This is a genomic window from Flagellimonas olearia, assembly GCF_009184425.1.
GTDB lineage: Bacteria > Bacteroidota > Bacteroidia > Flavobacteriales > Flavobacteriaceae > Flagellimonas > Flagellimonas olearia.
Map to the genome: position 1 here is coordinate 24,403 of NZ_WELG01000001.1, position 20,856 is coordinate 45,258.

Annotated in this window: 23 protein-coding genes; 11 read left to right on the forward strand and 12 right to left on the reverse strand. The window is 44.9% G+C overall.

The genetic code is table 11. From position 1 onward, the window contains the following. Positions 1 to 12: 12 nt before the first annotated feature. Both F8C76_RS00100 and F8C76_RS00105 read right to left on the reverse strand, forming a co-directional pair. Positions 13 to 762 (reverse strand): DUF6090 family protein, encoded by a 750-nt coding sequence (locus tag F8C76_RS00100; protein ID WP_152129934.1) that lies wholly within the window; start codon positions 760 to 762, stop codon positions 13 to 15. Between the two features lie 30 nt (positions 763 to 792). Further along, positions 793 to 1,353 (reverse strand): hypothetical protein, encoded by a 561-nt coding sequence (locus F8C76_RS00105; protein WP_152129935.1) that lies wholly within the window; start codon positions 1,351 to 1,353, stop codon positions 793 to 795. A gap of 175 nt (positions 1,354 to 1,528) precedes the next feature. Here F8C76_RS00105 and F8C76_RS00110 point away from each other — a divergent pair, with 175 nt between their 5' ends. Beyond that, on the forward strand, positions 1,529 to 1,726 hold the full coding sequence (locus tag F8C76_RS00110; protein ID WP_152129936.1) for a hypothetical protein: 198 nt from the start codon (positions 1,529 to 1,531) through the stop codon (positions 1,724 to 1,726). Here the strand turns inward: F8C76_RS00110 and F8C76_RS00115 are convergent. From F8C76_RS00115 to F8C76_RS00125, 3 genes are read right to left on the reverse strand one after another with little or no spacing between them, the layout of a single operon-like run. Then, a complete protein-coding gene (locus tag F8C76_RS00115; RefSeq protein WP_152129937.1) occupies positions 1,723 to 2,007 on the reverse strand; it encodes an antibiotic biosynthesis monooxygenase family protein in 285 nt (94 codons plus the stop codon). The two genes, F8C76_RS00110 and F8C76_RS00115, sit on opposite strands and share 4 nt — an antisense overlap. A gap of 17 nt (positions 2,008 to 2,024) precedes the next feature. Continuing rightward, entirely contained in the window at positions 2,025 to 2,414 is a 390-nt protein-coding gene (locus F8C76_RS00120; RefSeq protein ID WP_152129938.1) for a DUF1801 domain-containing protein, read from the reverse strand. Positions 2,415 to 2,438: 24 nt separating this feature from the next. Continuing rightward, positions 2,439 to 3,302: a hydroxypyruvate isomerase family protein gene (locus F8C76_RS00125; protein WP_152129939.1), complete on the reverse strand. Its 864-nt coding sequence runs from the start codon at positions 3,300 to 3,302 to the stop codon at positions 2,439 to 2,441. A gap of 47 nt (positions 3,303 to 3,349) precedes the next feature. Here F8C76_RS00125 and F8C76_RS00130 point away from each other — a divergent pair, with 47 nt between their 5' ends. The 4 genes from F8C76_RS00130 (at position 3,350) to F8C76_RS00145 (ending at position 7,865) form a co-directional block, all read left to right on the forward strand. Next, positions 3,350 to 3,592 carry a DUF3820 family protein gene (locus tag F8C76_RS00130; protein WP_152131413.1) on the forward strand — a complete coding sequence of 81 codons (243 nt, stop codon included), beginning with the start codon at positions 3,350 to 3,352 and terminating at the stop codon, positions 3,590 to 3,592. 49 nt (positions 3,593 to 3,641) lie between these two features. Beyond that, the gene (gene pyrG / locus F8C76_RS00135) at positions 3,642 to 5,276 is read left to right on the forward strand and encodes a CTP synthase (protein ID WP_152129940.1); all 1,635 of its coding nucleotides are present in this window, start codon (positions 3,642 to 3,644) and stop codon (positions 5,274 to 5,276) included. 67 nt (positions 5,277 to 5,343) lie between these two features. Then, positions 5,344 to 7,227 carry a membrane protein insertase YidC gene (gene yidC / locus F8C76_RS00140; protein WP_152129941.1) on the forward strand — a complete coding sequence of 628 codons (1,884 nt, stop codon included), beginning with the start codon at positions 5,344 to 5,346 and terminating at the stop codon, positions 7,225 to 7,227. An 89-nt stretch (positions 7,228 to 7,316) separates the two neighbouring features. Further along, on the forward strand, positions 7,317 to 7,865 hold the full coding sequence (locus F8C76_RS00145; protein ID WP_152129942.1) for a DUF6515 family protein: 549 nt from the start codon (positions 7,317 to 7,319) through the stop codon (positions 7,863 to 7,865). 267 nt (positions 7,866 to 8,132) lie between these two features. Here F8C76_RS00145 and F8C76_RS00150 read toward each other — a convergent pair whose 3' ends face one another. Further along, the gene (locus F8C76_RS00150; RefSeq protein WP_152129943.1) at positions 8,133 to 10,004 is read right to left on the reverse strand and encodes a fasciclin domain-containing protein; all 1,872 of its coding nucleotides are present in this window, start codon (positions 10,002 to 10,004) and stop codon (positions 8,133 to 8,135) included. A 189-nt stretch (positions 10,005 to 10,193) separates the two neighbouring features. Here F8C76_RS00150 and mnmA point away from each other — a divergent pair, with 189 nt between their 5' ends. From mnmA to F8C76_RS00170, 4 genes are read left to right on the forward strand one after another with little or no spacing between them, the layout of a single operon-like run. Continuing rightward, positions 10,194 to 11,396 carry a tRNA 2-thiouridine(34) synthase MnmA gene (gene mnmA, locus F8C76_RS00155; protein WP_283016254.1) on the forward strand — a complete coding sequence of 401 codons (1,203 nt, stop codon included), beginning with the start codon at positions 10,194 to 10,196 and terminating at the stop codon, positions 11,394 to 11,396. Positions 11,397 to 11,429: 33 nt separating this feature from the next. Continuing rightward, positions 11,430 to 11,774: a hypothetical protein gene (locus F8C76_RS00160; protein ID WP_152129945.1), complete on the forward strand. Its 345-nt coding sequence runs from the start codon at positions 11,430 to 11,432 to the stop codon at positions 11,772 to 11,774. A gap of 14 nt (positions 11,775 to 11,788) precedes the next feature. Then, complete coding sequence (locus F8C76_RS00165; protein ID WP_152129946.1) at positions 11,789 to 12,730, forward strand: NAD(P)H-dependent flavin oxidoreductase; 942 nt, start codon at positions 11,789 to 11,791, stop codon at positions 12,728 to 12,730. Positions 12,731 to 12,777: 47 nt separating this feature from the next. Beyond that, positions 12,778 to 13,248: a YfiM family lipoprotein gene (locus F8C76_RS00170; protein WP_211372085.1), complete on the forward strand. Its 471-nt coding sequence runs from the start codon at positions 12,778 to 12,780 to the stop codon at positions 13,246 to 13,248. A gap of 11 nt (positions 13,249 to 13,259) precedes the next feature. Here F8C76_RS00170 and F8C76_RS00175 read toward each other — a convergent pair whose 3' ends face one another. From F8C76_RS00175 to F8C76_RS00200, 6 genes are read right to left on the reverse strand one after another with little or no spacing between them, the layout of a single operon-like run. Beyond that, entirely contained in the window at positions 13,260 to 14,594 is a 1,335-nt protein-coding gene (locus tag F8C76_RS00175) for a DUF58 domain-containing protein (protein WP_249042326.1), read from the reverse strand. 7 nt (positions 14,595 to 14,601) lie between these two features. Further along, positions 14,602 to 15,600 carry an AAA family ATPase gene (locus F8C76_RS00180; RefSeq protein ID WP_152129947.1) on the reverse strand — a complete coding sequence of 333 codons (999 nt, stop codon included), beginning with the start codon at positions 15,598 to 15,600 and terminating at the stop codon, positions 14,602 to 14,604. 2 nt (positions 15,601 to 15,602) lie between these two features. After that, entirely contained in the window at positions 15,603 to 16,814 is a 1,212-nt protein-coding gene (locus tag F8C76_RS00185) for a DUF4350 domain-containing protein (protein ID WP_170283918.1), read from the reverse strand. 5 nt (positions 16,815 to 16,819) lie between these two features. After that, positions 16,820 to 17,536 carry a DUF4129 domain-containing protein gene (locus F8C76_RS00190; protein ID WP_152129949.1) on the reverse strand — a complete coding sequence of 239 codons (717 nt, stop codon included), beginning with the start codon at positions 17,534 to 17,536 and terminating at the stop codon, positions 16,820 to 16,822. Further along, positions 17,533 to 18,474, reverse strand: a complete 942-nt coding sequence (locus F8C76_RS00195) for a hypothetical protein (protein ID WP_152129950.1) — start codon at positions 18,472 to 18,474, stop codon at positions 17,533 to 17,535. Before F8C76_RS00195 ends, F8C76_RS00190 begins: the two co-directional genes overlap by 4 nt. Beyond that, a complete protein-coding gene (locus tag F8C76_RS00200) occupies positions 18,449 to 19,423 on the reverse strand; it encodes a stage II sporulation protein M (RefSeq protein ID WP_152129951.1) in 975 nt (324 codons plus the stop codon). The genes F8C76_RS00195 and F8C76_RS00200 overlap by 26 nt, the downstream gene beginning before the upstream one ends. A gap of 36 nt (positions 19,424 to 19,459) precedes the next feature. Here F8C76_RS00200 and F8C76_RS00205 point away from each other — a divergent pair, with 36 nt between their 5' ends. Both F8C76_RS00205 and F8C76_RS00210 read left to right on the forward strand, forming a co-directional pair. Continuing rightward, positions 19,460 to 20,185 (forward strand): RDD family protein, encoded by a 726-nt coding sequence (locus tag F8C76_RS00205; RefSeq protein WP_152129952.1) that lies wholly within the window; start codon positions 19,460 to 19,462, stop codon positions 20,183 to 20,185. Positions 20,186 to 20,187: 2 nt separating this feature from the next. Beyond that, the gene (locus F8C76_RS00210; RefSeq protein ID WP_129654098.1) at positions 20,188 to 20,802 is read left to right on the forward strand and encodes a trimeric intracellular cation channel family protein; all 615 of its coding nucleotides are present in this window, start codon (positions 20,188 to 20,190) and stop codon (positions 20,800 to 20,802) included. Positions 20,803 to 20,856 lie beyond the last annotated feature (54 nt).

Consider the following 20,856-nt stretch of genomic DNA (forward strand, 5'->3'; position numbering starts at 1 on the left):
GCTGAAACGGTATTATCTCCCATTGGGAAGTCTCTTGAGCTCCTTTTCAATTTTTTCTTGCATTATGTGCCCTCTACGTACAATGATCTTGGCCATCCGTCGGGTGCGGTAGGCATAGGAAAGTTCATGGTCGGTCAGTTGGCGAAACTTTTTTGTTTTCAATTCCTCCAAAAATTCAAGCATATCATAATTGCCGATATAGCCGGGATTTTCGTTGTCAAATGGCCTAATTGAATTGATATAACTGCCGTATTCCGTATGATATCTTTTGGATAATTCAGTTTGTATTTTCATATCGGTGTAGAACTCGGACAAATCTTTTCGTAAACTATCATTGTTGATCAATCGTAAATTACCGGTACTTACGAGTTCTTGGTAGGCTCCATTATCCGCTAGATAAAAACCGGTAAATGAGGCAGCTCCTTTTGTGATGGTATTGATAAAATTTGTGGTGTCCACAATGGCATAGGGTGCTTCCATATAGGTTTTGGCAAACCGTAGATTTTCAATTTTTTCATCAAATTGATTCACATAAATGCGTTGCGTATTAAAAGTTAAGTTTTCCAGATCTGCCAATATGGATATAAGGTAATCTTGTTCGAGGGCGGTATTTTTACGTCCCTCGTTCCAATTATTGATCCGTAGGGCGATCAAGATACCAATGACCACCAATACGATCTCGCCAAGGGCGTAGAGCAAGTACTTGGAGAACTTATTCTCGGAGAGCAGCCGTTGCCTGATCTTTCTAAAGAATTTTATCATGGGTCAAGACGGGTGAAATGTTCTTTTGTGTCAATTCAATGGAAATGTCAATCCAACGGCAAACGCGCCCGAATACTGCTCAACAGTGGGCTGATAGAAATAGGTTAGTCCAAGGTCAACATTATTATTTCTACCCAATTCCAATCCGAGGGAGAAGGGTATATGATAAATGATTCCACTTCTACTGATATATTTAAAAACGGTGGATGTTTCAAATTTTCCAAGGGAAACCCCAATTCCTCCTTCCAAATAGGGAGCTACCCAAGGAATTGGTGCCCGAACTCTTACTTTTCCTCCAAGATTAAATGCTTTGGATTCTGCCTTTTCACTGGTTGGATTGTTGTTCAAGTCCTTTCCGTTTGAGTTCGTAAATATGACACCGGCATAAGGTCTCAATTCCACCCAAGAAGCCGCCTTCAATATGAGTTCACCTTGAAGGAAAAAACCACCATCCGCTACATTTCCAACACTGTTATATGGTACACTGATTCCATATCCTATTTGGGCATTTATTGATTTTTCTTTGATGAATTGTGCTTGGGTCAGGTATGAAGTCAGAAGTAGTATTGAAACAAATAATATTTTTTTCATAAGGTGCGGACAAAGGTTGGTTTGTGATTAGTTCTGAAGTTTTTCAATCCGTGAGGTTTAAAGATAGAGAAAGATTTGGATCATTAAATACCAAGTTTATGTTTGGTACGATAGATAGGGCTACTGTTTTGAAAACAATTCGAGAACTTGCAGAAACAAATCAATATGAACAAATATGCCATCCAACAATCCAATAATCCAACTATCCAATTTTATAGAGGATGCTTATGGCACCCCCGAAGTCTTGGCCCAACATTTAGATCTCGCGGTGGAAATGTTGTTTTATGTGGAAGAGGATACCTTTTCCCGAAGGGAACTGCAGGAGGTGGCGTCGGCGCTCATGAGTGTGATGCGGGTTTTGAGGGGAATCTAATCCCTCAACTGAAACAATAGATCCATGACCTCGATTTCGGGCGGTTCGGACATTTCATAGGCCGCTGGAATGCTCTTGGCCAGATCGGATTCCTTATAGGCCATCAACGCTTCCTTGGATTCCCAGATATAGATGCCGCTGTACAGGCCTTCGCCCCGCTTCACGTAGTATTTTTGCACCAGTCCGGGAAATGCCTTGAACTGCGGTTCGCGTTCCTTGGCCCGGCGCAACAATTCGTCCTCGGACAAAGGGCTCTTTACTTTAACGATCAGTAGTATCATACGGTTTGGTTTTGCGGTCATAGACGCTCAAGGCGTCCCTTTCTTTTCACGATATTTTTATAGTCCCATTGGATTTCCCTCGATTTTTTGAGCCAACGCTGGAGTTTGCCCTCTTCAATTTCAGCAACTTCATTGAAGAAAATGGAGGCATCCTTGAATTTTTTTCCCCTAACGTTTAAATCGTCCTCTTCAAAATCGGCCCCGCTCCAGAACATCAATCGCACCCCTTGCTTTTGTTTGCTGTACCCCACTATGGGGTTGTCGTTCAAAAACCAAACGGGATGGCCATGCCAGATTTTGCTCTCGGCCTCGGTCAGTTCTTGGTCTATGAGCTGGGCCAAGGTGTTGGCAATGGCTTCATCCGAAGCGGTCTGCTGGGCATTGTATGTGACTATTTCAGCGTTCATTCCATTTTTAAAAAAGAACCTGAATTAAATATCGCACCGCAAAAATCCATCCTTCAAGGCGGCGATCTTATCTTCCCAAGTGGTCAGGAACTCTTGGGCCACATACCCTGTAAACCCGGTTTCATGGATGGCCTTGATGATGGCCGGGTAGTAGAGCTCTTGGGTCTCATCGATCTCGTTACGGCCGGGAACCCCTGCCGTGTGGTAGTGTCCAAAATAGGGATGGTAGTTGCGTATGCTGCGGATAATATCGCCCTCTTGGATCTGCATGTGGTAAATATCGAACAACAACTTAAAATTGTCGCTGCCCAAGTGCTTGCAGAGTTCCACGCCCCAAAGGGAGTTGTCGCACATATAATCCTTATGGTCCACTTGGTTGAACAGCTCCATCTGGATGACCACCCCGTGCTCTTCGGCCAAGGGGATGATCTGCGACAGTCCGTCCACACAGTTTTGCAGTCCCACATAATCGTTCATGCCCCTGCGGTTGCCACTAAAGCAGATGAGGTTGGTGTAACCGGCCTCGGCCACCTTGGGAATCATCTCCGTATAATTTTTAATGAGCTGTTCGTGGTATTTAGGGTCGTTCCACCCTTCGGTAAGACTTATCTCGGCCCCGTTGCACATGGAGCAGTGGATGTCGTATTTTTTCAATAAGGGCCAATCCTTGGGACCGATAAGGTCAACAGCCTTGATGCCCAAACTGTTCAGGGTCTTTAGAAAATCCTCCAAGGGAATATCGGCAAAGCACCATTGGCAGACACTGTGGTTGATGTTGTTCTTCAGTTTGAATTCTTTCTGTGGCGTTTGGTCTTGCGCAAGGCCGGAAACCGATGCCAAACCCGCTGAACCAGCTGCCGCCGTGGCAATAAAATTTCTTCGCTTCATGTTTTCGGAGTGATTGTTCCGGGAAAGATAGTACATTGCCCCTACAAATGGAAATGCGACCGGATAGAGAACAGCTGTTGGAAATGGCCCATTACAGAATGCCCTTTGGTAAGTTTAAGGGGCGGTATTTGGTGGACTTGCCATTACCTTATTTGGTGTGGTTCAGGCAAAAAGGCTTTCCCGAAGGGAAACTGGGCAACTACCTGAACACCATGCTTACCATTAAGGACAACAACCTGGAACCGCTCATCAGAAAACTTCAAAAAGAATTTCCGAAGGAATCCTCCTGATTTCTGCGCTGCAATTTGTACCTTTACGCCCCGTAATAGAAAGATTAATATGTCACAGACCAAGTACATTTTCGTTACGGGAGGCGTAACTTCATCCTTGGGTAAAGGAATCATCGCCGCATCCTTGGCCAAATTGCTACAGGCCAGGGGTTACCGGACCACCATTCAAAAATTAGATCCCTATATCAACGTAGATCCAGGGACCCTGAATCCTTACGAGCATGGCGAGTGTTATGTGACCGATGATGGTGCAGAGACCGACTTGGACTTGGGACACTACGAGCGTTTTTTGAACGTGCGCACTTCCCAGGCCAATAACGTTACCACGGGACGTATCTACCAAAGTGTGATCGAGAAGGAGCGAAGAGGGGAGTTTTTGGGGAAGACCGTTCAGGTGGTGCCCCATATTACCAATGAAATCAAAGAGCGTATCCAGATTTTAGGCAAAAGTGGCGATTATGATATCGTGATCACCGAAATTGGCGGTACCGTGGGGGATATTGAGTCCCTACCTTATATTGAAGCTGTGCGTCAGTTGCTTTGGGAACTGGGTGAGCATAACGGTATTGTGGTACACCTTACCTTGGTGCCATTCTTGTCGGCTGCGGGTGAGTTGAAGACCAAGCCCACGCAGCACTCCGTAAAAACCTTGATGGAAAGTGGTATTAAGGCCGATATCTTGGTCTGCCGTACCGAACACAATATTTCCGAGGATATCAAAGAAAAACTGGCCCTCTTCTGCAATGTACGAAAAGAGGCCGTGGTACAGTCCATTGATGCCAGTACCATTTATGATGTGCCAATCTTGATGCAGGAAGAAGGTCTGGATACCGTGGCGTTGGAGAAATTGGCATTGCCCAATGATACCCAGCCCAATCTGGACCAATGGAAAGAATTCTTGAAACGCCACAAAAACCCGAAGCACAAAGTGGTCATCGGGTTGATTGGAAAATATGTGGAGCTTCCGGATTCCTATAAATCCATTCAAGAGGCATTTATCCATGCCGGAGCGGCCAATGAAGTGCAGGTTGAGGTACGTTCCATCCATTCGGAGCACCTTACCGCCAAGAACATCGACAAAAAATTGATGGGACTGGATGGTCTTTTGGTAGCACCCGGATTTGGGGAGCGCGGTATTGAGGGGAAAGTAATGGCCGTGCGGTATGCCCGTGAGAACGACATGCCCTTTTTGGGGATTTGTCTCGGGATGCAAATGGCCGTGATCGAGTTTGCCCGCAACGTTTTGGATATGAAAGGCGCCAATTCCACCGAAATGGACAAGGAAACTGCCTATCCTGTCATCAGTTTGATGGAAGAACAGAAATCCGTGACGGATATGGGAGGTACCATGCGTTTGGGAGCTTGGGATTGCCATCTTACCGAAGGCAGTCAAGTGCAAAAGGTATATGGGACCACAGATATTGCCGAACGTCACCGTCACCGTTACGAGTTCAACAACACCTACAAACAGCAAATGGAAGAAGCTGGACTGGTACCCACCGGGTTCAACCCCAAGACCGGTTTGGTGGAGGTTGTGGAAATACCTTCGCACCCATGGTTTATTGGTGTGCAGTACCACCCAGAGTACAAGAGTACGGTGGCCAACCCACATCCATTGTTCGTAGGATTTGTAAAGGCCGTACTGGAACAGAAACAAAAACAAAAGAATGCCAGTTTGGCATAAACTGCGGTTTTGGGCATATATTTGCGAGCTGAATACCGATAAAGAAGATTTCTACTAAATAATTTTCATGGAAGAAAAGAAGCTGGATATCAATTCCATAATTGGATTTGTATTGATTTTTGGGATACTGATTTTTATGTTTTACCAAAATCAGCCTACCCCAGAAGAGCTGGAAGCGCAGAAAGCAGAGCAAGAACAGATTGAAGCAGCGGCAAAACAAGCCGAAGCCGCCGAAACCACCACAACCCCGGTACAACAAACCCAGACCTTGGATTTGAACGATTCCACCGCAGTGGCCAATTACAAGGGCTCTGTTGGGGCATTTGGGTTTACCCAAGCGGCTGAGGGGACCACCAAGCTGGAGAATGAAGTACTCTACTTGGAGGTGTCCAACAAGGGAGGACAGATCGTGGAGGCCAGGATGAAGAACTTTGTCACGTATGACTCCGTTCCCGTTTATCTGGTAAAGGATGGCAATGCCAGTTTTGCGCTCAACTTTTCGGCCAATGACAATAGGGTGCTTAACACCGCAGACCTGTATTTTGAGCCTTCCCTTTCCAAAAGCGGGGACAACCAGGTGCTTTCCATGAAGGCCAAGGTTGCCGACAACCGTTTTTTGGAATATCGCTATGAGATCAAGCCCAATGATTATTTGGTGGATTTCACCATCCGTTCCCAAGGATTGAATGGGGTGATCAACAGCAGCAAACCGGTTACCTTGGATTGGGACATGAAGGGGATCAGACACAACAAGAGTGTCAAATATGAGAACCGTTACACGCGTTTGACGTACAACCATGAAGATGGTAAGATCAGCAAACTTTCCGAAAGCAGTGACTTGGATGAAGAGACCGAGGAAGATATTAAGTGGCTTTCGTACCGTCAACACTTTTTTAGCTCCATTTTAGCGACAAAAGACCATTTTAAGACCGCGGACCTCAGCTCCAAAAATTTAGTGGAGGAGGAAGGTAAGGACGTAATGTTCACCAAAGAATACAGTACCAAGGCTCCTTTGGAGTTGCAGGGCGGAGAGCTTTCACAGAACATGTATTGGTATTATGGCCCAACAGATGTGAAGGTGTTGGATAATTATAAGGAGTTGGGGCTGGTAGATTCCATACCCTTTGGTTGGGGAATTTTTGGATGGATTAACCGATATGTCTTTACACCTTTCTATGACTTTTTAAGCTCGTTCCTTCCATTTGGAATCGCGATAATCGTAATGACCATTTTGGTGCGTTTGGCCTTGTCGCCCGTTACCTATAAATCGTACTTATCACAGGCCAAGATGAAGGTTTTGAAACCAGAGATCACGGAGATCAACGAGAAGTACAAGGATAATGCCATGAAAAAGCAGCAAGAGACCATGAAGCTGTACAACAAGGCGGGGGTCAGCCCTATGAGCGGCTGTATTCCAGCGTTGCTGCAGTTGCCTATTTTCTATGCGTTGTTCATGTTTTTCCCGACTTCATTTACCTTGAGGCAAAAAGCTTTCTTGTGGGCGGAGGATTTGTCATCCTATGATTCCATTTTTGAGTGGACCACGAATATTCCGGTCATATCCAGCTTCTATGGAAACCACGTGAGTCTGTTCCCGATTTTGGCTTCGATTGCCATCTTCTTCTATATGATGATGACCACGGGGCAGAGCATGCAGATGCAACAGCAGCCCGGTATGCCCAACATGAAGTTCATCATGTACCTGTCTCCGCTGATCATGTTGATTTTCTTTAACAACTACGCCAGTGGTTTGAGTTTGTATTACTTTATTTCCAACCTGATCACCATCTTTATCATGTTGGCCATTAAGAACTACATCTTGGACGAGGACAAGATCCACGCGCAGATTCAGGAAAACAAAAAGAAACCGAAAAAGGAAAACAAGTTCCAACGCAAGATGCGTGAAATGATGGAACAGGCCGAAGAGCAGAAAAAGACCGGAAAGCGATAGGCATCGGTATTGAAGTTTATGGGGTGGCCCGTTAAACCTTTTGGGTTTAGGGAAGTCATAGAGGCATCTAACCATAAACTTTAGTACATATGAAACATTTTCGAGTAGCCCTGTTCTTCTTGGTATTGTTTTCTTTGGGTTCTGTGGAATATGCAGAGGCCCAGGTTCGAAGAACCCCTCAAGAAAGGCGTATCGTCAAACGAAAGGTCCGTAGGCATAACCGTAGGGTGGTGCGAAGGACATTACGACGTTTGCCTGCCAACACTCGCCCCATTGTTTTTAGAAAGGTTACGTATTATCCCGTTCGGGGAATGTACTACATCCAACGAAAAGGGATTTATGTAAGGGCTTTTCCACCCCGTGGATTCCGTTTACGGTTGTTGCCCGCAACCGCTGTGGCCCTTACCGTGAGAGGTATGGCGTACAGTTATGCGGATGGGGTCTATTACCGCAAGGTCGAGGATGAATATGAGGTGACCCAGCCTCCCATTGGTGCCGTTTTGGAGGAATTACCGGAAGATGCCCAAGAAATAGATTTTGACGGAATATCGGCCTATGAACTCAACGAGGCTGTTTATAAGGCCATTGAAGATGGTTATGAAGTAATCGATGTTCTGGAAGAAGAGCGCCAAGATTAGTTTTGTAGCTTCGGAGAAAGTCAAAAAAAAACTCCCTCAAAAACTTTGGGGGAGTTTCCACTTGTAGGTGTAGTTTGGAAAGATTTGGGACTTCAAAGATGCGGCATTGCTATCGGGAAAAAAATAAATAGTTGTAAAAACGGGGGTTTTGTATGGTAAAAGAATCCCTTTTGATGTGTCATCGATGAATGGTACATACCTATCGATAAAAAGCTCCCAAGAACAAATCCTTGGGAGCTTTTTCGTAGTAACCAGCCTGCTTGAATATTAGTTGCTAGTGTCTGGGACGAGTACGCCGTCCAAGACATGGATCACACCATTGATGGCCTGTACGTCCACGGCGTCAATCCCTATACCTGTATTGCCTGAACCATCGGTCACATCGGCAATATTGTCGCCTGTTCCGGGTAGGTTGATGGTAATGGCATCCCCTTCCAGGGTTGTGGCCATGATACCATCGGTTAAATCCCCGGAGCGAACATTGGCACCTGCTACCACATGATGTTGTAATATCGGAATCAAATCTGCCTCAGCTGGAATGGCAGGTAGTGCGGCAAAGGCATCATTGGTCGGGGCAAATACGGTGAATGGGTCATCACCTGCTCCGTCTTGGGCCGACAGAACACTGACAAAATCCACACTTGGGGTAAGTTCGGTCAGGGCCTGAACCAAAGTGGAGAAATTGGGGTCTGCCACGGCAAAGGTCACCACGGTTGGAAGATCAATGACGGCATCAACAGCATGAATCACCCCATTGGTAGCCACAATGTCGGCAATGGCCACATTACTGACCCCATTCAAGGTTACCCCATCATCCGTATTGATGTACATGCTTAAATTTTCATCCGTATCAAATTCTGCCGCAGTGTTCACATAGGAATTGGTCAATCCGGAAGAGAAGGCCGATGCTCCCACAATCACGTGATTGGAAAGAATGGCGTTCAAATCGTTGGAGTTGGGATTGGTAAATGCAGCAAAAGCATCATTGACCGGGGCAAAAACGGTAAATTCCTCTTCTTCGTTGGATAACAGGTCCGTAAAGGTAGTGTTTCCACCATCCGTTAGGGCCGCCACAAGGGAAGTAAGATTTGGATTGGCCACGGCGTGATCAACAATGTTGGGTAGGCCAATAACTGCATCCACTAAGTGTACCACACCGTTCAATGCTTTTACATCTGGAGTGACCACTGAGGATACTCCATTAAAGGTAACCCCATCTGAAGTATCAAAGAAGATACTGATATTGGCGTCTTGTGCCCCTGTTGCAAGCGTAGAAGTGTACCCGGAACCAAGCCCTGTGAGGTCTGTGCTATAAATTGCACCTTCAATAACGTGGTTCAAGAGTACCTGGGTAAGTACTTCAACAGGGATGTCATCCAAAGAAGCGCCATCCAAGAAGGTTTCAAATGCCGCATCGGTGGGGGCGAGTACGGTAAATGGACCGTCTCCCCTAAGCACATTGGGCAAATCACCATCTGCGGCCATAAGGGCAGCTACCAGGTTTTCAAGGTTTTCATTGCCAAGGGCCAAATCTGTAATGGGAACTAGAATAATGTCCGCCAATTCATCCAAGATGGCTTGAGGCAGTAACACCTTATCTATAATGTGTACCACTCCATTGGAAGTCTCCACATCGGCAGTGGTTACTTGGGCAGCTGTGCTGGTGGCATCGGAGATGAAAACACCTCCATCGGTGCTCACGGTCAAGGTAGATCCTTGAAGTGTGGTAAGCGTTTGTCCATTACTCAGGTCGGTGGACATTGCTGCGGTACCGCTTACGACATGATAGGTAAGTATCACGGCAAGCAAATCCTGTAGCTGTTCTGAGCTAAAGTCATCCAAGGAATCAAAACCATCCAATTGGGCCAACAAATCTGTAAAAGCAGCATTGGTAGGTGCAAAGACCGTGAAAGGCCCTTCACCACTCAAAGCACTAACCAAGTCATTGTTGGCGCTTTCATCGGCTTTTTGCAGGGCACTTACCAAGCTGCTCAGTTCTGCAGTGGCTTGTGCGGCTTCCACAATAGTTGTTGTGGTTTCTTCAGGAGGGGTCATTCCGTTATCATCGTCCGAACAGGATACGAACAATAAAGTAAGGATCATTAAGGGTAATCGAATGCGTTTAATTAGTGCTGTCATGGGATTGTTGTTTAAAAGTGTTTAACATTACGAATATAAAGTTAAACAAAATAAATCAATTCTGTTTAACAATATTTATAAAAAGTTTAACAAAATTAATTTTGATTTTAGTTTGAAAGCTGTCGTTCGGATTTTGTGAACCTACCCTACAGTAGTTTAAATGGCTGTTATTTTGTAATTTTGCATCTTATTGAACATGCTATGAAAAAGGTGGTTATCGGACTTTCCGGCGGAGTGGATTCAAGTGTCTCGGCGTATCTCTTAAAAGAGCAGGGCTACGAGGTCATTGGCCTTTTTATGAAAAATTGGGTCGATGATTCCGTAATCCTATCCGAAGAATGTCCATGGGTAGAGGACAGCAATGATGCACTCATTGTTGCTGAAAAGTTGGGGATTCCATTTCAAACCGTAGACTTAAGTGCGGAGTACAAGGAGCGTATTGTGGATTATATGTTCAGTGAATACGAAAAGGGGAGAACCCCCAATCCCGATGTGCTGTGCAATCGCGAGATAAAGTTTGATGTCTTTCTGAAAATTGCACTGCAGTTGGGTGCCGACTACGTGGCCACGGGTCATTATTGTAGAAAAGGCATTCTTAAAAACGAGGACGGTACCGAAACCTACCAATTGTTGGCAGGAAAGGACCAGAATAAGGACCAGTCCTATTTTTTGTGTCAGCTTTCGCAGGAACAGCTTTCCAAAACCCTGTTTCCCATTGGGGAACTCACCAAGCCTGAGGTGAGAAAGATTGCCACAGAGAACGATTTGATCACGGCAGATAAAAAGGATTCCCAGGGACTTTGCTTTGTGGGCAAGGTGCATCTACCCGAATTTCTACAACAAAAACTCAAACCCAAAAAAGGGGTGATTGTTGAGGTGCCCAACACAGCCTCACAGTTTTCGGTCACTGTCCCCAGTTTTCAAAACAAGCGGGAAGAGTTGGCATTTAATGCTGAAAAACCTGTGTATTCCCAATCCGATGGAAAGGTGGTAGGAGAGCATCAAGGCGCCCATTATTTTACCATTGGGCAACGGAAAGGTTTAAATGTAGGAGGTACCAAGGAACCTCTGTTTGTTATCGAGACCGATGTGGACAAGAACATTATTTACACCGGGCAGGGGAAAACCCATCCTGGATTGTATCGTTATACCTTGTTTGTAAAAGAGGATGAATTGCATTGGGTACGCCCGGATTTGGCCTTGGAGGTAGACGGGACCATGGAGGTCATGGCAAGGATACGGTACAGACAACCCTTGCAAAATGCCACTTTGTACAAAACAGAAACAGGACTATACGTGGATTTTGAAGAAAAACAATCCGCCATAACCGAAGGTCAGTTTGTGGCTTGGTACATCAATGATGAACTTGTGGGGTCGGGAGTAATTTCATAATACCTATATTGAGGTATGAAAATATTTCGAACCATGGTTATAGCCTTGACCTTTGGTCTAGTTGTTTCTTGGTATTTTGATATCTGGCATTCACCAGTTGAAACCATCGATGAATTGATTGGGAAAAATTATGATTTCGCTGCAAGAAATTATTTTAAAAGTCCTCCTCAATATCAATATGAGGTAAATGTGAATCATGAACTTTCAGAATTTGATGGAGCAATCTTGCACCATAAAGAAAAACTCAAAGATTCCATAGTTCAAGTGTATACCTGGAAATTTATAAATCGCAAGAAAACCATTTGGGTGGGTAAAACCTCTGAATCCGATTCACAAATTATCGATGCAATCCGATATAAGAATGATATTAAATTTTAACTCGCTTAGTTAGAATGCAAAACAGAATCACTGAACTTTTCGGAATTGAATATCCCATTATCCAAGCAGGGATGGTCTGGGCCAGTGGTTGGCGTTTGGCCTCCGCGGTTTCCAATGCAGGAGGTTTGGGGTTGTTGGGGGCAGGGAGTATGTATCCCGATGTCTTGGAAGAGCACATCATAAAATGTAAGAAGGCAACAGATAAACCTTTTGGGGTCAATGTTCCCATGCTGTACCCCGATATCGACAAATTGATGCGGATCATTGTGGACCATGGGGTGAAAATCGTGTTCACTTCTGCTGGAAACCCCAAGACATGGACCAGCTTTCTCAAAGAGAACGGAATTACCGTGGTACATGTGGTGAGCAGTGTAAAGTTTGCGCTGAAGGCCCAAGAAGCTGGAGTGGACGCCATAGTGGCCGAAGGCTTCGAAGCAGGAGGCCATAACGGAAGGGACGAGACCACGACCATGGTGCTGATTCCCTCGGTCAAAGAGAAAATAGAGATCCCACTCATTGCCGCTGGAGGTATTGCCACTGGAAAGGCCATGTTGGCGGCCATGGTCTTGGGTGCCGATGGGGTTCAAGTGGGTAGCCGTTTTGTGGCCAGTCCTGAAGCCTCATCCCACGAACTTTTTAAGCAATGGGTGGTAAAGGCCCAGGAAGGGGATACCCAACTGACCTTGAAGGAACTGGCACCGGTACGACTGCTGAAGAACAAGTTTTTCCAAGACGTTCAAGAAGCCTATGCCCATGGGGCCACGGTAGAGGAATTAAAAGCACTGTTGGGCAGGGCTAGGGCCAAACGCGGCATGTTTGAAGGTGATATGGAGGAAGGGGAGTTGGAAATAGGCCAAGTGTCCGGTTTGATACATGATATTACCCCCGCTGCGGAAATTGTCCGGGAAATGATGGCGGAATTCAACCTTGCCAAACAAAAAACACAAGAGTATTAGCAGTTTAGCGGTATAAATGCGCAACTTTTTCATACTTTTAACCGCGCATGAGAACACTAATCCCCACATTGGTCCTTTTTATGCTCGTTTCGCATGGATATAGTCAAGTGGAGCGGGACAAAGCACTTCATTTTTTAGGAGGTAATCTTTTCGGTCTGGCCGGAGCAGGTATTGCCAAACAAATGTCCGAGGGCAATCGGGTGTGGACCTTTGTAGGTTCCGTAGCCGGAAGCGCCCTTGTTGGGGTGGCCAAAGAAGCGGTGGATGCGGGGCAAAGCGGAAACGGTTGGGACAATGACGACTTGGCCGCTACCGTACTCGGAGGGGTCACGGTAGGGGTTACCATCGACATCTTTTCCAAAAAGAAGGACAAAAAAAGGCTAAGGGGCAATTATGCGTCCGTTCCCAAAAGAAAGTTGAATATCCCGAGCCATAATAAGAATTCCGAGGTATTGGTACTGCAGACCATGCCATTGTCTTTGAACTCCCTTACGCTTTTTCCAGCCATGGAAGAGTAAGGAATTTGAAATTAAATAAGTCCCCGAGCTTTTATTTCCAAGTATTTATTGATGGTGCTGATGGTCAAATTTTCGGGTTTGGTCAAAATGGTTTGAATGCCATGCTTGCGCAATTCGTTCACAATCAGCTTTTTTTCGTAGATGAACTTTTCCGCCATGGTCTGGTCAAAAATTTGACGAACGGTTTCCGCTTTCCTGTCCGCAAATTCATTCAGCTCCGTATTTTCAAAGAAGATGACCACCAATAAATGCTGTTTGGCCATGGCCAACAAATAGGGCAATTGTCTATGCAAGGCATCCAGCGTTTCAAAATTGGTGTAGAGTAGAAGGAGGCTACGTTGGTTCAGGTTTCGTTTCACATCAACGTACAAACGGCTAAAATCACTTTCAATAAAATTGGTTTCCAGATTATATAGCGTTTCCAGGATGAGGTTCATTTGTGAGCTTCTCCGTTCGGCCACGACCCGGTTCTCTATCTTATTGCTAAAGGAGAACATGCCTGCTTTATCCTGTTTTTTTAGCGCAATATTACTGATGACCAAGGTGGCATTGATGGCATAATCCAAAAGACTCAATCCATTGAAAGGCATTTTCATGACCCTTCCCTTATCAATTACCGAATAAATAGGTTGGGATTTTTCGTCTTGGAATTGGTTGACCATGAGTTGTCCCCGCTTTGCGGTAGCTTTCCAATTGATGTTGCGTATGTCATCGCCCAGAACGTAATCCTTGATCTGTTCGAACTCCATGGTGTGCCCGATGCGTCTTATTTTTTTCAACCCATACTCATGAAGCCGATTGGTAAATGCAATAAGGTCGTATTTCTGCAACTGCAAAAAAGAGGGATAAACAGGTACCTTCTGGGCTTGGTCAAAACTATATTTCCGAGCCAGTAACCCAATGGGGGAGCTGGCAAAGATGTTTAGGCTCCCAAAAGAATACACGCCCCTTTCTGTGGGCCGTAGCTCGTAATCGTATGTCTTGCTATTGCCCGAAGCTATTTTACTGACCAGACCGAAATCCCTTTTCTGGAATTGAAATGGAATTTCATCAATGATCTTTACCACCACCTGAAAAAGATAGGTGTTGGTAATCTTCAACAGGATGGGGTTCTCGTCCCCATTGGAAAGCTTATCGGGGAGCACACGTTTCCCTTCAATTCTTCCTTTGGAAGCGAACAGCAACAATACATCAACAATAACAAGGAGGACCAAAAGGTAGAACAAAACCTTTACGGCGCCATACAGATTAGGTATCATGAAGGATACCAAAAAACCAACGATGATAGCCGTCAAGGCTATAAAAAATCGTTTCTGCAGGTATATGGGCCTAAAAAGTTTCTTCACAATTCGTCTATCTGGGAATTTCTATACTGTCCACAATCTGTTTCACCACCTGTTCCGAGGTCAGGCCTTCCATTTCCCGCTCCGGGGTGAGCATAATACGATGCGCCAATACGGGGCCGGCTACTTTTTTGATGTCGTCCGGGGTAATAAAATCCCTCCCGTTGATAGCGGCCAAGGCCTTGGAGGCATCCATAATGGCAATGGAAGCCCGTGGCGATGCCCCTAAATACAGGTTGGCATTGGTTCGGGTATTGTCCACAATGGAGGCGATGTATTTTAATAGGTTCTTTTCAACCACGATCTCTTTGATGGTGCTCTGGTAACCCGCTATTTGTTGGGCCGATAGCAGGGCACTGACCAAGTCTTCCTCAATTCGGGTTTTTTGCTCGTGCTTGCTTTCCAGAATCTGTATTTCTTCCTCAAGGGAAGGGTAGTTGACCTTGATTTTAAATAGAAAACGGTCCAATTGGGCTTCGGGCAAGCGATAAGTACCTTCCTGCTCAATGGGATTTTGTGTGGCAAACACCAAAAAGGGTGGTTCCATGGCGTATTCCACACCGTCCATGGTAATCTGTCGCTCGGCCATAGCCTCAAAAAGAGCGGCTTGGGTCTTGGCAGGGGCGCGGTTGATTTCATCGATCAAAATGATGTTGGAGAACAAAGGCCCTTTTTTAAACTCAAACTCCGAGGATTTGAGGTTAAAGATGGAAGTCCCCAAAATATCGCTGGGCATAAGATCCGGTGTAAACTGTATGCGACTAAAATCCACATCCATGGTCTTGGCCAGCAGTTTTGCGGTAACGGTCTTGGCCACGCCGGGAACCCCCTCGATCAGGGAATGCCCATTGGCCAAAATGGAAATGATGAGCAGCTCGATCATGTCCTGTTGTCCGATAATGACCTTGCCCAATTCGGATTTTATGCCAGCAACGGCTTCTTGCAGTTGGGTAAGATCTACCCGATTGCTGAATTGTAAGGCGTCGTCTTGTTGTTCGTTTTCTTCCATGGTTACAGCTTAAATGCGTTTATTTTTTTATTGAGTTCTATACTATCCTGCTCAGTATGGGTCTTTTTTTGTTTCAAGTGGAGGATAAATTCAATCAAACCTTTGGTCTCCTCCATACTTTTCCCGGCGCGCGATGCCAAAACCTGAATGGTTTTTTCGCTAAGTGTTCCCGTGTCGATATGGTAGCGACTTCTCAAATGAGCTAGAAAATAGTTTATTTTTTTGTGGATCAAGTCCGTGTAATCCTTGTTCTGATGATATAAGGATCCTACAGCCTGGGCAAACTCCACCGAAGAATTTTTTAAGGGTTCAATGACAGGAATGATGCGTTGTTCCCGTTTTCCCCGAAACAGTACGAATACCAAAATACCCAAAACCGCCAAATAGTAGGCCCATTTCAGCGAGGCCTGTGTCAGCACAAAGCGCATGGGGGAATCTATGATGATGCGACCTGCTTTTTTGTAGTTGTCCCAATAGAGCTGCTCATTATCCTCCAAATAGGAGAAGGTGTGCGATGCATAGTCCTGGTTTCCCTTGAGCATATAATAATTGGAGTAGGCCTGTGGGGTGGTATTGATGATAAAGTTGCCTTTCCCAAATTGGGTTTTGATGAAATTGGGCTTGGTGACCTTTTCATCAGGTTGTCCTTCCAAAAAGTTTTCCTTGATGTAGGTGATATGTCCCAAGATGGTGGTGTTGGTGGAATCCACACTGGTAAAATGGGAATTGAAGATACCTCTGGACAATTCAAACTTTTTGGTGTTGAAGTTGGAATGGGTCAAGTTGAGCACGGCGGTTCCCTCTTTGAGGGAATAATCAGAACCAATGGAAATGTTCAAGGTATCCATCAAAGGCCAACCAAAACCTGTAGCAGCCATAAAGACCGTATTCCCTTGGTGTACGTAGTCCAAAAGCTGATGGGTTTCCTGTTCGTCTAAGTCTACATATTCGTTAATGAGGATATAATTGGAGGACAATAGGGTGTCCCTTTCTACCAAGGCGTCATACACACTTTCCTGGACGGTTTCAATGCTGCTGTTGGGAAAAATGTTGGGCAGTTCGGAATAAAGGACGTAGCACCCAAAAGGGATTTTGTCCACTGCCGTGTAGGACGGCCTCCAGTTGATGGGTTTGGGACGTACCATTTCCGTGATGATGATTCCCAGAACCACCAAGGCAAATAGAGCAATGACTATTTTCGATTTCCGATCCATGGTCATTACGGAATTAAAAGGTTCAGGGTGTCAAATCGGGAACTGGTCTTGGCGTACCCTTGTTCATCAATAGGTTGCTCACCATACCAAATGTTTTCATAGAGGTAGGATGCTTTTTTGAACTCTTCCTGCAGTCGGGCTTCCTTGATTTCCCTGCCATAGTCCAGATTGGTCTTGTCAAAGTGCCACTCAATAATACTCTTTTGGGAGAGAAGCTTTAAGACTTTCAGGAATTGGTAACGTACGGCCAAACGGTAATCTTTTTGTTTCAAGGCAGCATTCATAAGGGCGTCCAAATCTATGGTCTCGATATGGTGTTCGGAAAGGTCTATATCCAAAATGGATTTGGCCTTCTTGGAAAAAATGGCATTGAACTTTTCATTGATGAACATCCGTACAAGCAGATAAATCGCCAAAAGCCCCATCAAGGCATAGATGATGTATTCCAAGATCAGTAAGGTCTGTGGAGGAATATCAAGACCAAAGGTTTCCCCAAGGCTGTTAAGGACCCATCGGATGAATCGGGCCAATAAATTGGAAGATTCCCCCGTCTTGACTTCGTAGTTAAACTCATCACCCGTATATTTTTGGGAAAGGTCTTCGCCGATTTGCCGGTCGGTGAGTACCGATGCCTCATCAACAGGAATGGGAATACTGTCGTTTTGGGCCATGGAAAACATGGTCCATATCAAGAAGAATATGGTGGCAATGCGTTGGATCACTGATCGGTTTGTCCTATTTGTTCAATTTTACTTCGGGTGTTCACATTATAGGTCTTTTCGTGCAGGGCATAAAAAAGGATGCCATTCACGAATTGTGATAGGCATTGGGCATAGATCATAAGGATGAGCAACAGGCAAAGCCCCAAGGTATATACCACAGTGGAAACCACGGAAGCTCCCACATCAACACTACTTTCCACAACATGAAAGGTATATACCCCAATAATGATCATGGGTATCAGCAAAATGATGAAAAACAATAGGCCATTGAGCAGTCCCAAAATGAAGTTAACCCCGATAGCTCTCCAAAAGTTCTTACTGATGAGGTTCCATCCCTCTCCAAAACCTTCCGTAACCCCTTTGTTTTCTGAAAGCATGCTAAAATAAGAGACCCCCACCCAACTAGTTATAAAAAACTGAAGGATGTACTGGGCAAACATGCCCAACAGCGGAATAAAGGCGAAAATAATTGAGGCAATAATAAATCCCAAGTAAATGGGAATGAGCAACAAAATGAATAACAGGGTATTGCCCAAGTTGTCCTTGGTCAGTTCCCATACCTTGGTTTTGTCAAAATGCATTCCTTTGTGTTCTTCGTACTTGATCAGGTAAGAAGAGCTTAAACTAAAGTTGAGACCACCTACCACTAAAAAAATCAAAAAGAACAGGATGCCTCCGGCAATGATATAATACCAGTAGGTGTCGTCAGAGCTTTGACCACTACTGATTCCATACATACCGGAACTTTCCGAAATCAACCCCACAAAACCGGACACCAATAGATAACTGGTAATCAAAAGACCAATAAGGAATATTCCATTGTAGCTAAGAAAAACATTGGTGAATTTCTTGATGTTCTGCCGTAAAAATTCAAAGTAGGTGGTAAGGATGTCTCCAAAATCACGGTTGATCCTAAGTTCTATGTATTTGTCTTTCATGCGATCTATTGAGTACAATTGGATAAATGATATAGTAATAGACAATGAGGAACAACGATCCCCCAATGATTAAAAACGCCAACCAGTTGGGCATATTGGCGTAGCGGGTAATAAAGCCTTCAATGAAGCCCGCAATGATAAAGAAGGGAATGGTACTCACCACTACCTTTAAACCATCTTTGGCGCCTTTCATAAAGGAAACCCGCCTAGAAAATGTTTTAGGAAACAAAATACTGTTGCCCATAATGAGTCCGGCACAACCCGCAATGATGATAACCGAAATTTCTATGGTGCCGTGCAGCCAAATTTGTCGGTTGGCCTCAAAAAATACCCCTTTGGTATAAAAAAAAGTAACAAAGGCCCCTAACATGACCCCATTACTGAATAAAATATAGGCGGTCCCTAAACTGGTGATTACCCCAAAGGCAAAGGCCAGGAAGGCCACCCGGATATTGTTGATGGTAATGCCCAAAAAAGTTCCGATTTCACTTCCGCTTTTATAAATGGCGGTTGGCTCCCCTTTGGCAATATTGTTCAAGGTCTCGTTCACATAGGCATCTCCCAAAATAAGTCTAAGGAAGGCAGAATCATTGATGGCGGAAATACATCCAATGGCTGTGGCCACCGCAAAAATTAAGAAGGCCACCCCCAAAGTGCTGTGATATTGTTTAAAAAACAGCGGAAATTCCTTGGCCCAAAATTCAATGATACGGTTACCGGATTCCTTTTTGTTCCTATAAATTTTTTGATGTGCCTGTGAGGCCAGGGAATTCAAGTACAATAAAGTCTTGCTTTCAGCGTAATACGTTTGTGTGTAGGCCAAATCGTTTGTGAGTTGGATGTAGCCATCCACAAGGGCATCGGGGTCGGTATGGGAACCCATGGAAATTGCTTTTTCAAAAGCAATCCATTTTTCCTTATTTTGTTTCACAAAAGCAGCCTCGCGCATACGTGGAAAATTCCTATCAGTTAAAATTACGGTTATATGGATAACCTCCAAATCAATACAACGCAAAATGTCAACTTAGATTATAAAATCGTTGGTATTGGAGAGCGGATCGTGGCTTTCCTCATCGATGGACTCATCCTGTACATGTATGCGTTTCTGGTGAACTTGGTAAGTGATGCTTTGGGTTACATCTATGAGGATACCTGGACCCAGCGTGGGTTGGCAGCCCTAATTTTTTTACCGGCCATGTTTTATTCATTGTTGATGCACAGCTTGTTCAACGGACAGACCGTGGGCAAAATGTTGATGAAAATGCGGGTGGTCCGTTTGGATGGCACCCCGGTACACTGGAGCAACCTTTTGGTGCGATGGATGCTTCGGCTGGTGGATATTTGGATTTTTTTGGGCTCCATAGGCATATTGAGCATCCTGTTTTCAGAAAAACGCCAACGGGTAGGGGATGCTGCAGCGGGTACGGTGGTCATCAGTACCAAAAAGAAGACCAAGGTCTCGCATACCATTTTGGAGGAGGTCCATGACGAGTACACTCCACAGTTTACCAACGTTACCTTGCTTACGGACAAAGATGTGAGGTTGATCAAGGAAACGTTTTACATCGCTAAAAAAAGTGGGGATTTTAAGACCTTGACAGCGCTTCGGGTAAAAGTGGAAAGCATACTCCAGACCAATTCACAGCTCTATGATGTTCCGTATTTGGATACTGTTCTAAAGGATTATAACTACTATACCCAAAACATGTAGGTATGCTGTATCAGGTAATAGATATTTTAGGTACGGTGGCCTTTGCCATATCTGGGGTCTTGGTGGCCATGGAAAAGAAGTTGGACCTTTTTGGGGTACTCATCATTGCCTTTGTCACCTCGATCGGGGGAGGAACCTTGCGCGATCTTCTCATTGGAAACACACCAGTGGTCTGGATGCGTGATCTCACCTATGTCACCACCATATTTATCACGGTGGTCTTGGCCATTATTTTTGTGAATCAACTTAAATATTTAAGAAGATCCCTTTTCTTGTTTGATACCATAGGCATCGGTCTTTACACCATGTTGGGTGTAGAAAAGGGCCTCCAGGCAGAATTGTTACCTGTAATGTGTATTGCCTTGGGAACCATGACCGCCTGTTTTGGGGGAGTGATTAGGGATATGCTCTGTAATGAGATTCCCATTATTTTTAGAAGAAAGGAAATTTATGCCACTACTTGTATTTTGGGTGGGGCAAGTTATTTCTTGTTTGTGACCTTTCCCATTCCTGAAGATTATGCCTATATCGCGGCGATTATGGTCGTAATCGGTTTGAGGCTCTTGGCCGTTAAGTTTGATATACGTTTGCCCAACATCTACAGCAAGGAAGCATAGTTTCAAGAGATTTCTATAGATCCATGTATCATCGTCTGCCGGCATTAACCTTTG

Bases quoted from the DNA above. Each gene is read 5' to 3' on its own strand.
- F8C76_RS00195 (WP_152129950.1), bottom strand. From the start codon at position 18,474: ATGAAAGACAAATACATAGAACTTAGGATCAACCGTGATTTTGGAGAC.
- F8C76_RS00110 (WP_152129936.1), top strand. From the start codon at position 1,529: ATGCCATCCAACAATCCAATAATCCAACTATCCAATTTTATAGAGGAT.
- F8C76_RS00180 (WP_152129947.1), bottom strand. From the start codon at position 15,600: ATGGAAGAAAACGAACAACAAGACGACGCCTTACAATTCAGCAATCGG.
- F8C76_RS00120 (WP_152129938.1), bottom strand. From the start codon at position 2,414: ATGAACGCTGAAATAGTCACATACAATGCCCAGCAGACCGCTTCGGAT.
- F8C76_RS00130 (WP_152131413.1), top strand. From the start codon at position 3,350: ATGGAAATGCGACCGGATAGAGAACAGCTGTTGGAAATGGCCCATTAC.
- F8C76_RS00170 (WP_211372085.1), top strand. From the start codon at position 12,778: ATGAGAACACTAATCCCCACATTGGTCCTTTTTATGCTCGTTTCGCAT.
- F8C76_RS00115 (WP_152129937.1), bottom strand. From the start codon at position 2,007: ATGATACTACTGATCGTTAAAGTAAAGAGCCCTTTGTCCGAGGACGAA.
- F8C76_RS00150 (WP_152129943.1), bottom strand. From the start codon at position 10,004: ATGACAGCACTAATTAAACGCATTCGATTACCCTTAATGATCCTTACT.
- F8C76_RS00105 (WP_152129935.1), bottom strand. From the start codon at position 1,353: ATGAAAAAAATATTATTTGTTTCAATACTACTTCTGACTTCATACCTG.
- yidC (WP_152129941.1), top strand. From the start codon at position 5,344: ATGGAAGAAAAGAAGCTGGATATCAATTCCATAATTGGATTTGTATTG.
- F8C76_RS00210 (WP_129654098.1), top strand. From the start codon at position 20,188: ATGCTGTATCAGGTAATAGATATTTTAGGTACGGTGGCCTTTGCCATA.
- F8C76_RS00205 (WP_152129952.1), top strand. From the start codon at position 19,460: ATGGATAACCTCCAAATCAATACAACGCAAAATGTCAACTTAGATTAT.
- F8C76_RS00160 (WP_152129945.1), top strand. From the start codon at position 11,430: ATGGTTATAGCCTTGACCTTTGGTCTAGTTGTTTCTTGGTATTTTGAT.
- F8C76_RS00185 (WP_170283918.1), bottom strand. From the start codon at position 16,814: ATGGATCGGAAATCGAAAATAGTCATTGCTCTATTTGCCTTGGTGGTT.
- pyrG (WP_152129940.1), top strand. From the start codon at position 3,642: ATGTCACAGACCAAGTACATTTTCGTTACGGGAGGCGTAACTTCATCC.
- F8C76_RS00125 (WP_152129939.1), bottom strand. From the start codon at position 3,302: ATGAAGCGAAGAAATTTTATTGCCACGGCGGCAGCTGGTTCAGCGGGT.
- F8C76_RS00145 (WP_152129942.1), top strand. From the start codon at position 7,317: ATGAAACATTTTCGAGTAGCCCTGTTCTTCTTGGTATTGTTTTCTTTG.
- F8C76_RS00100 (WP_152129934.1), bottom strand. From the start codon at position 762: ATGATAAAATTCTTTAGAAAGATCAGGCAACGGCTGCTCTCCGAGAAT.
- F8C76_RS00200 (WP_152129951.1), bottom strand. From the start codon at position 19,423: ATGCGCGAGGCTGCTTTTGTGAAACAAAATAAGGAAAAATGGATTGCT.
- F8C76_RS00165 (WP_152129946.1), top strand. From the start codon at position 11,789: ATGCAAAACAGAATCACTGAACTTTTCGGAATTGAATATCCCATTATC.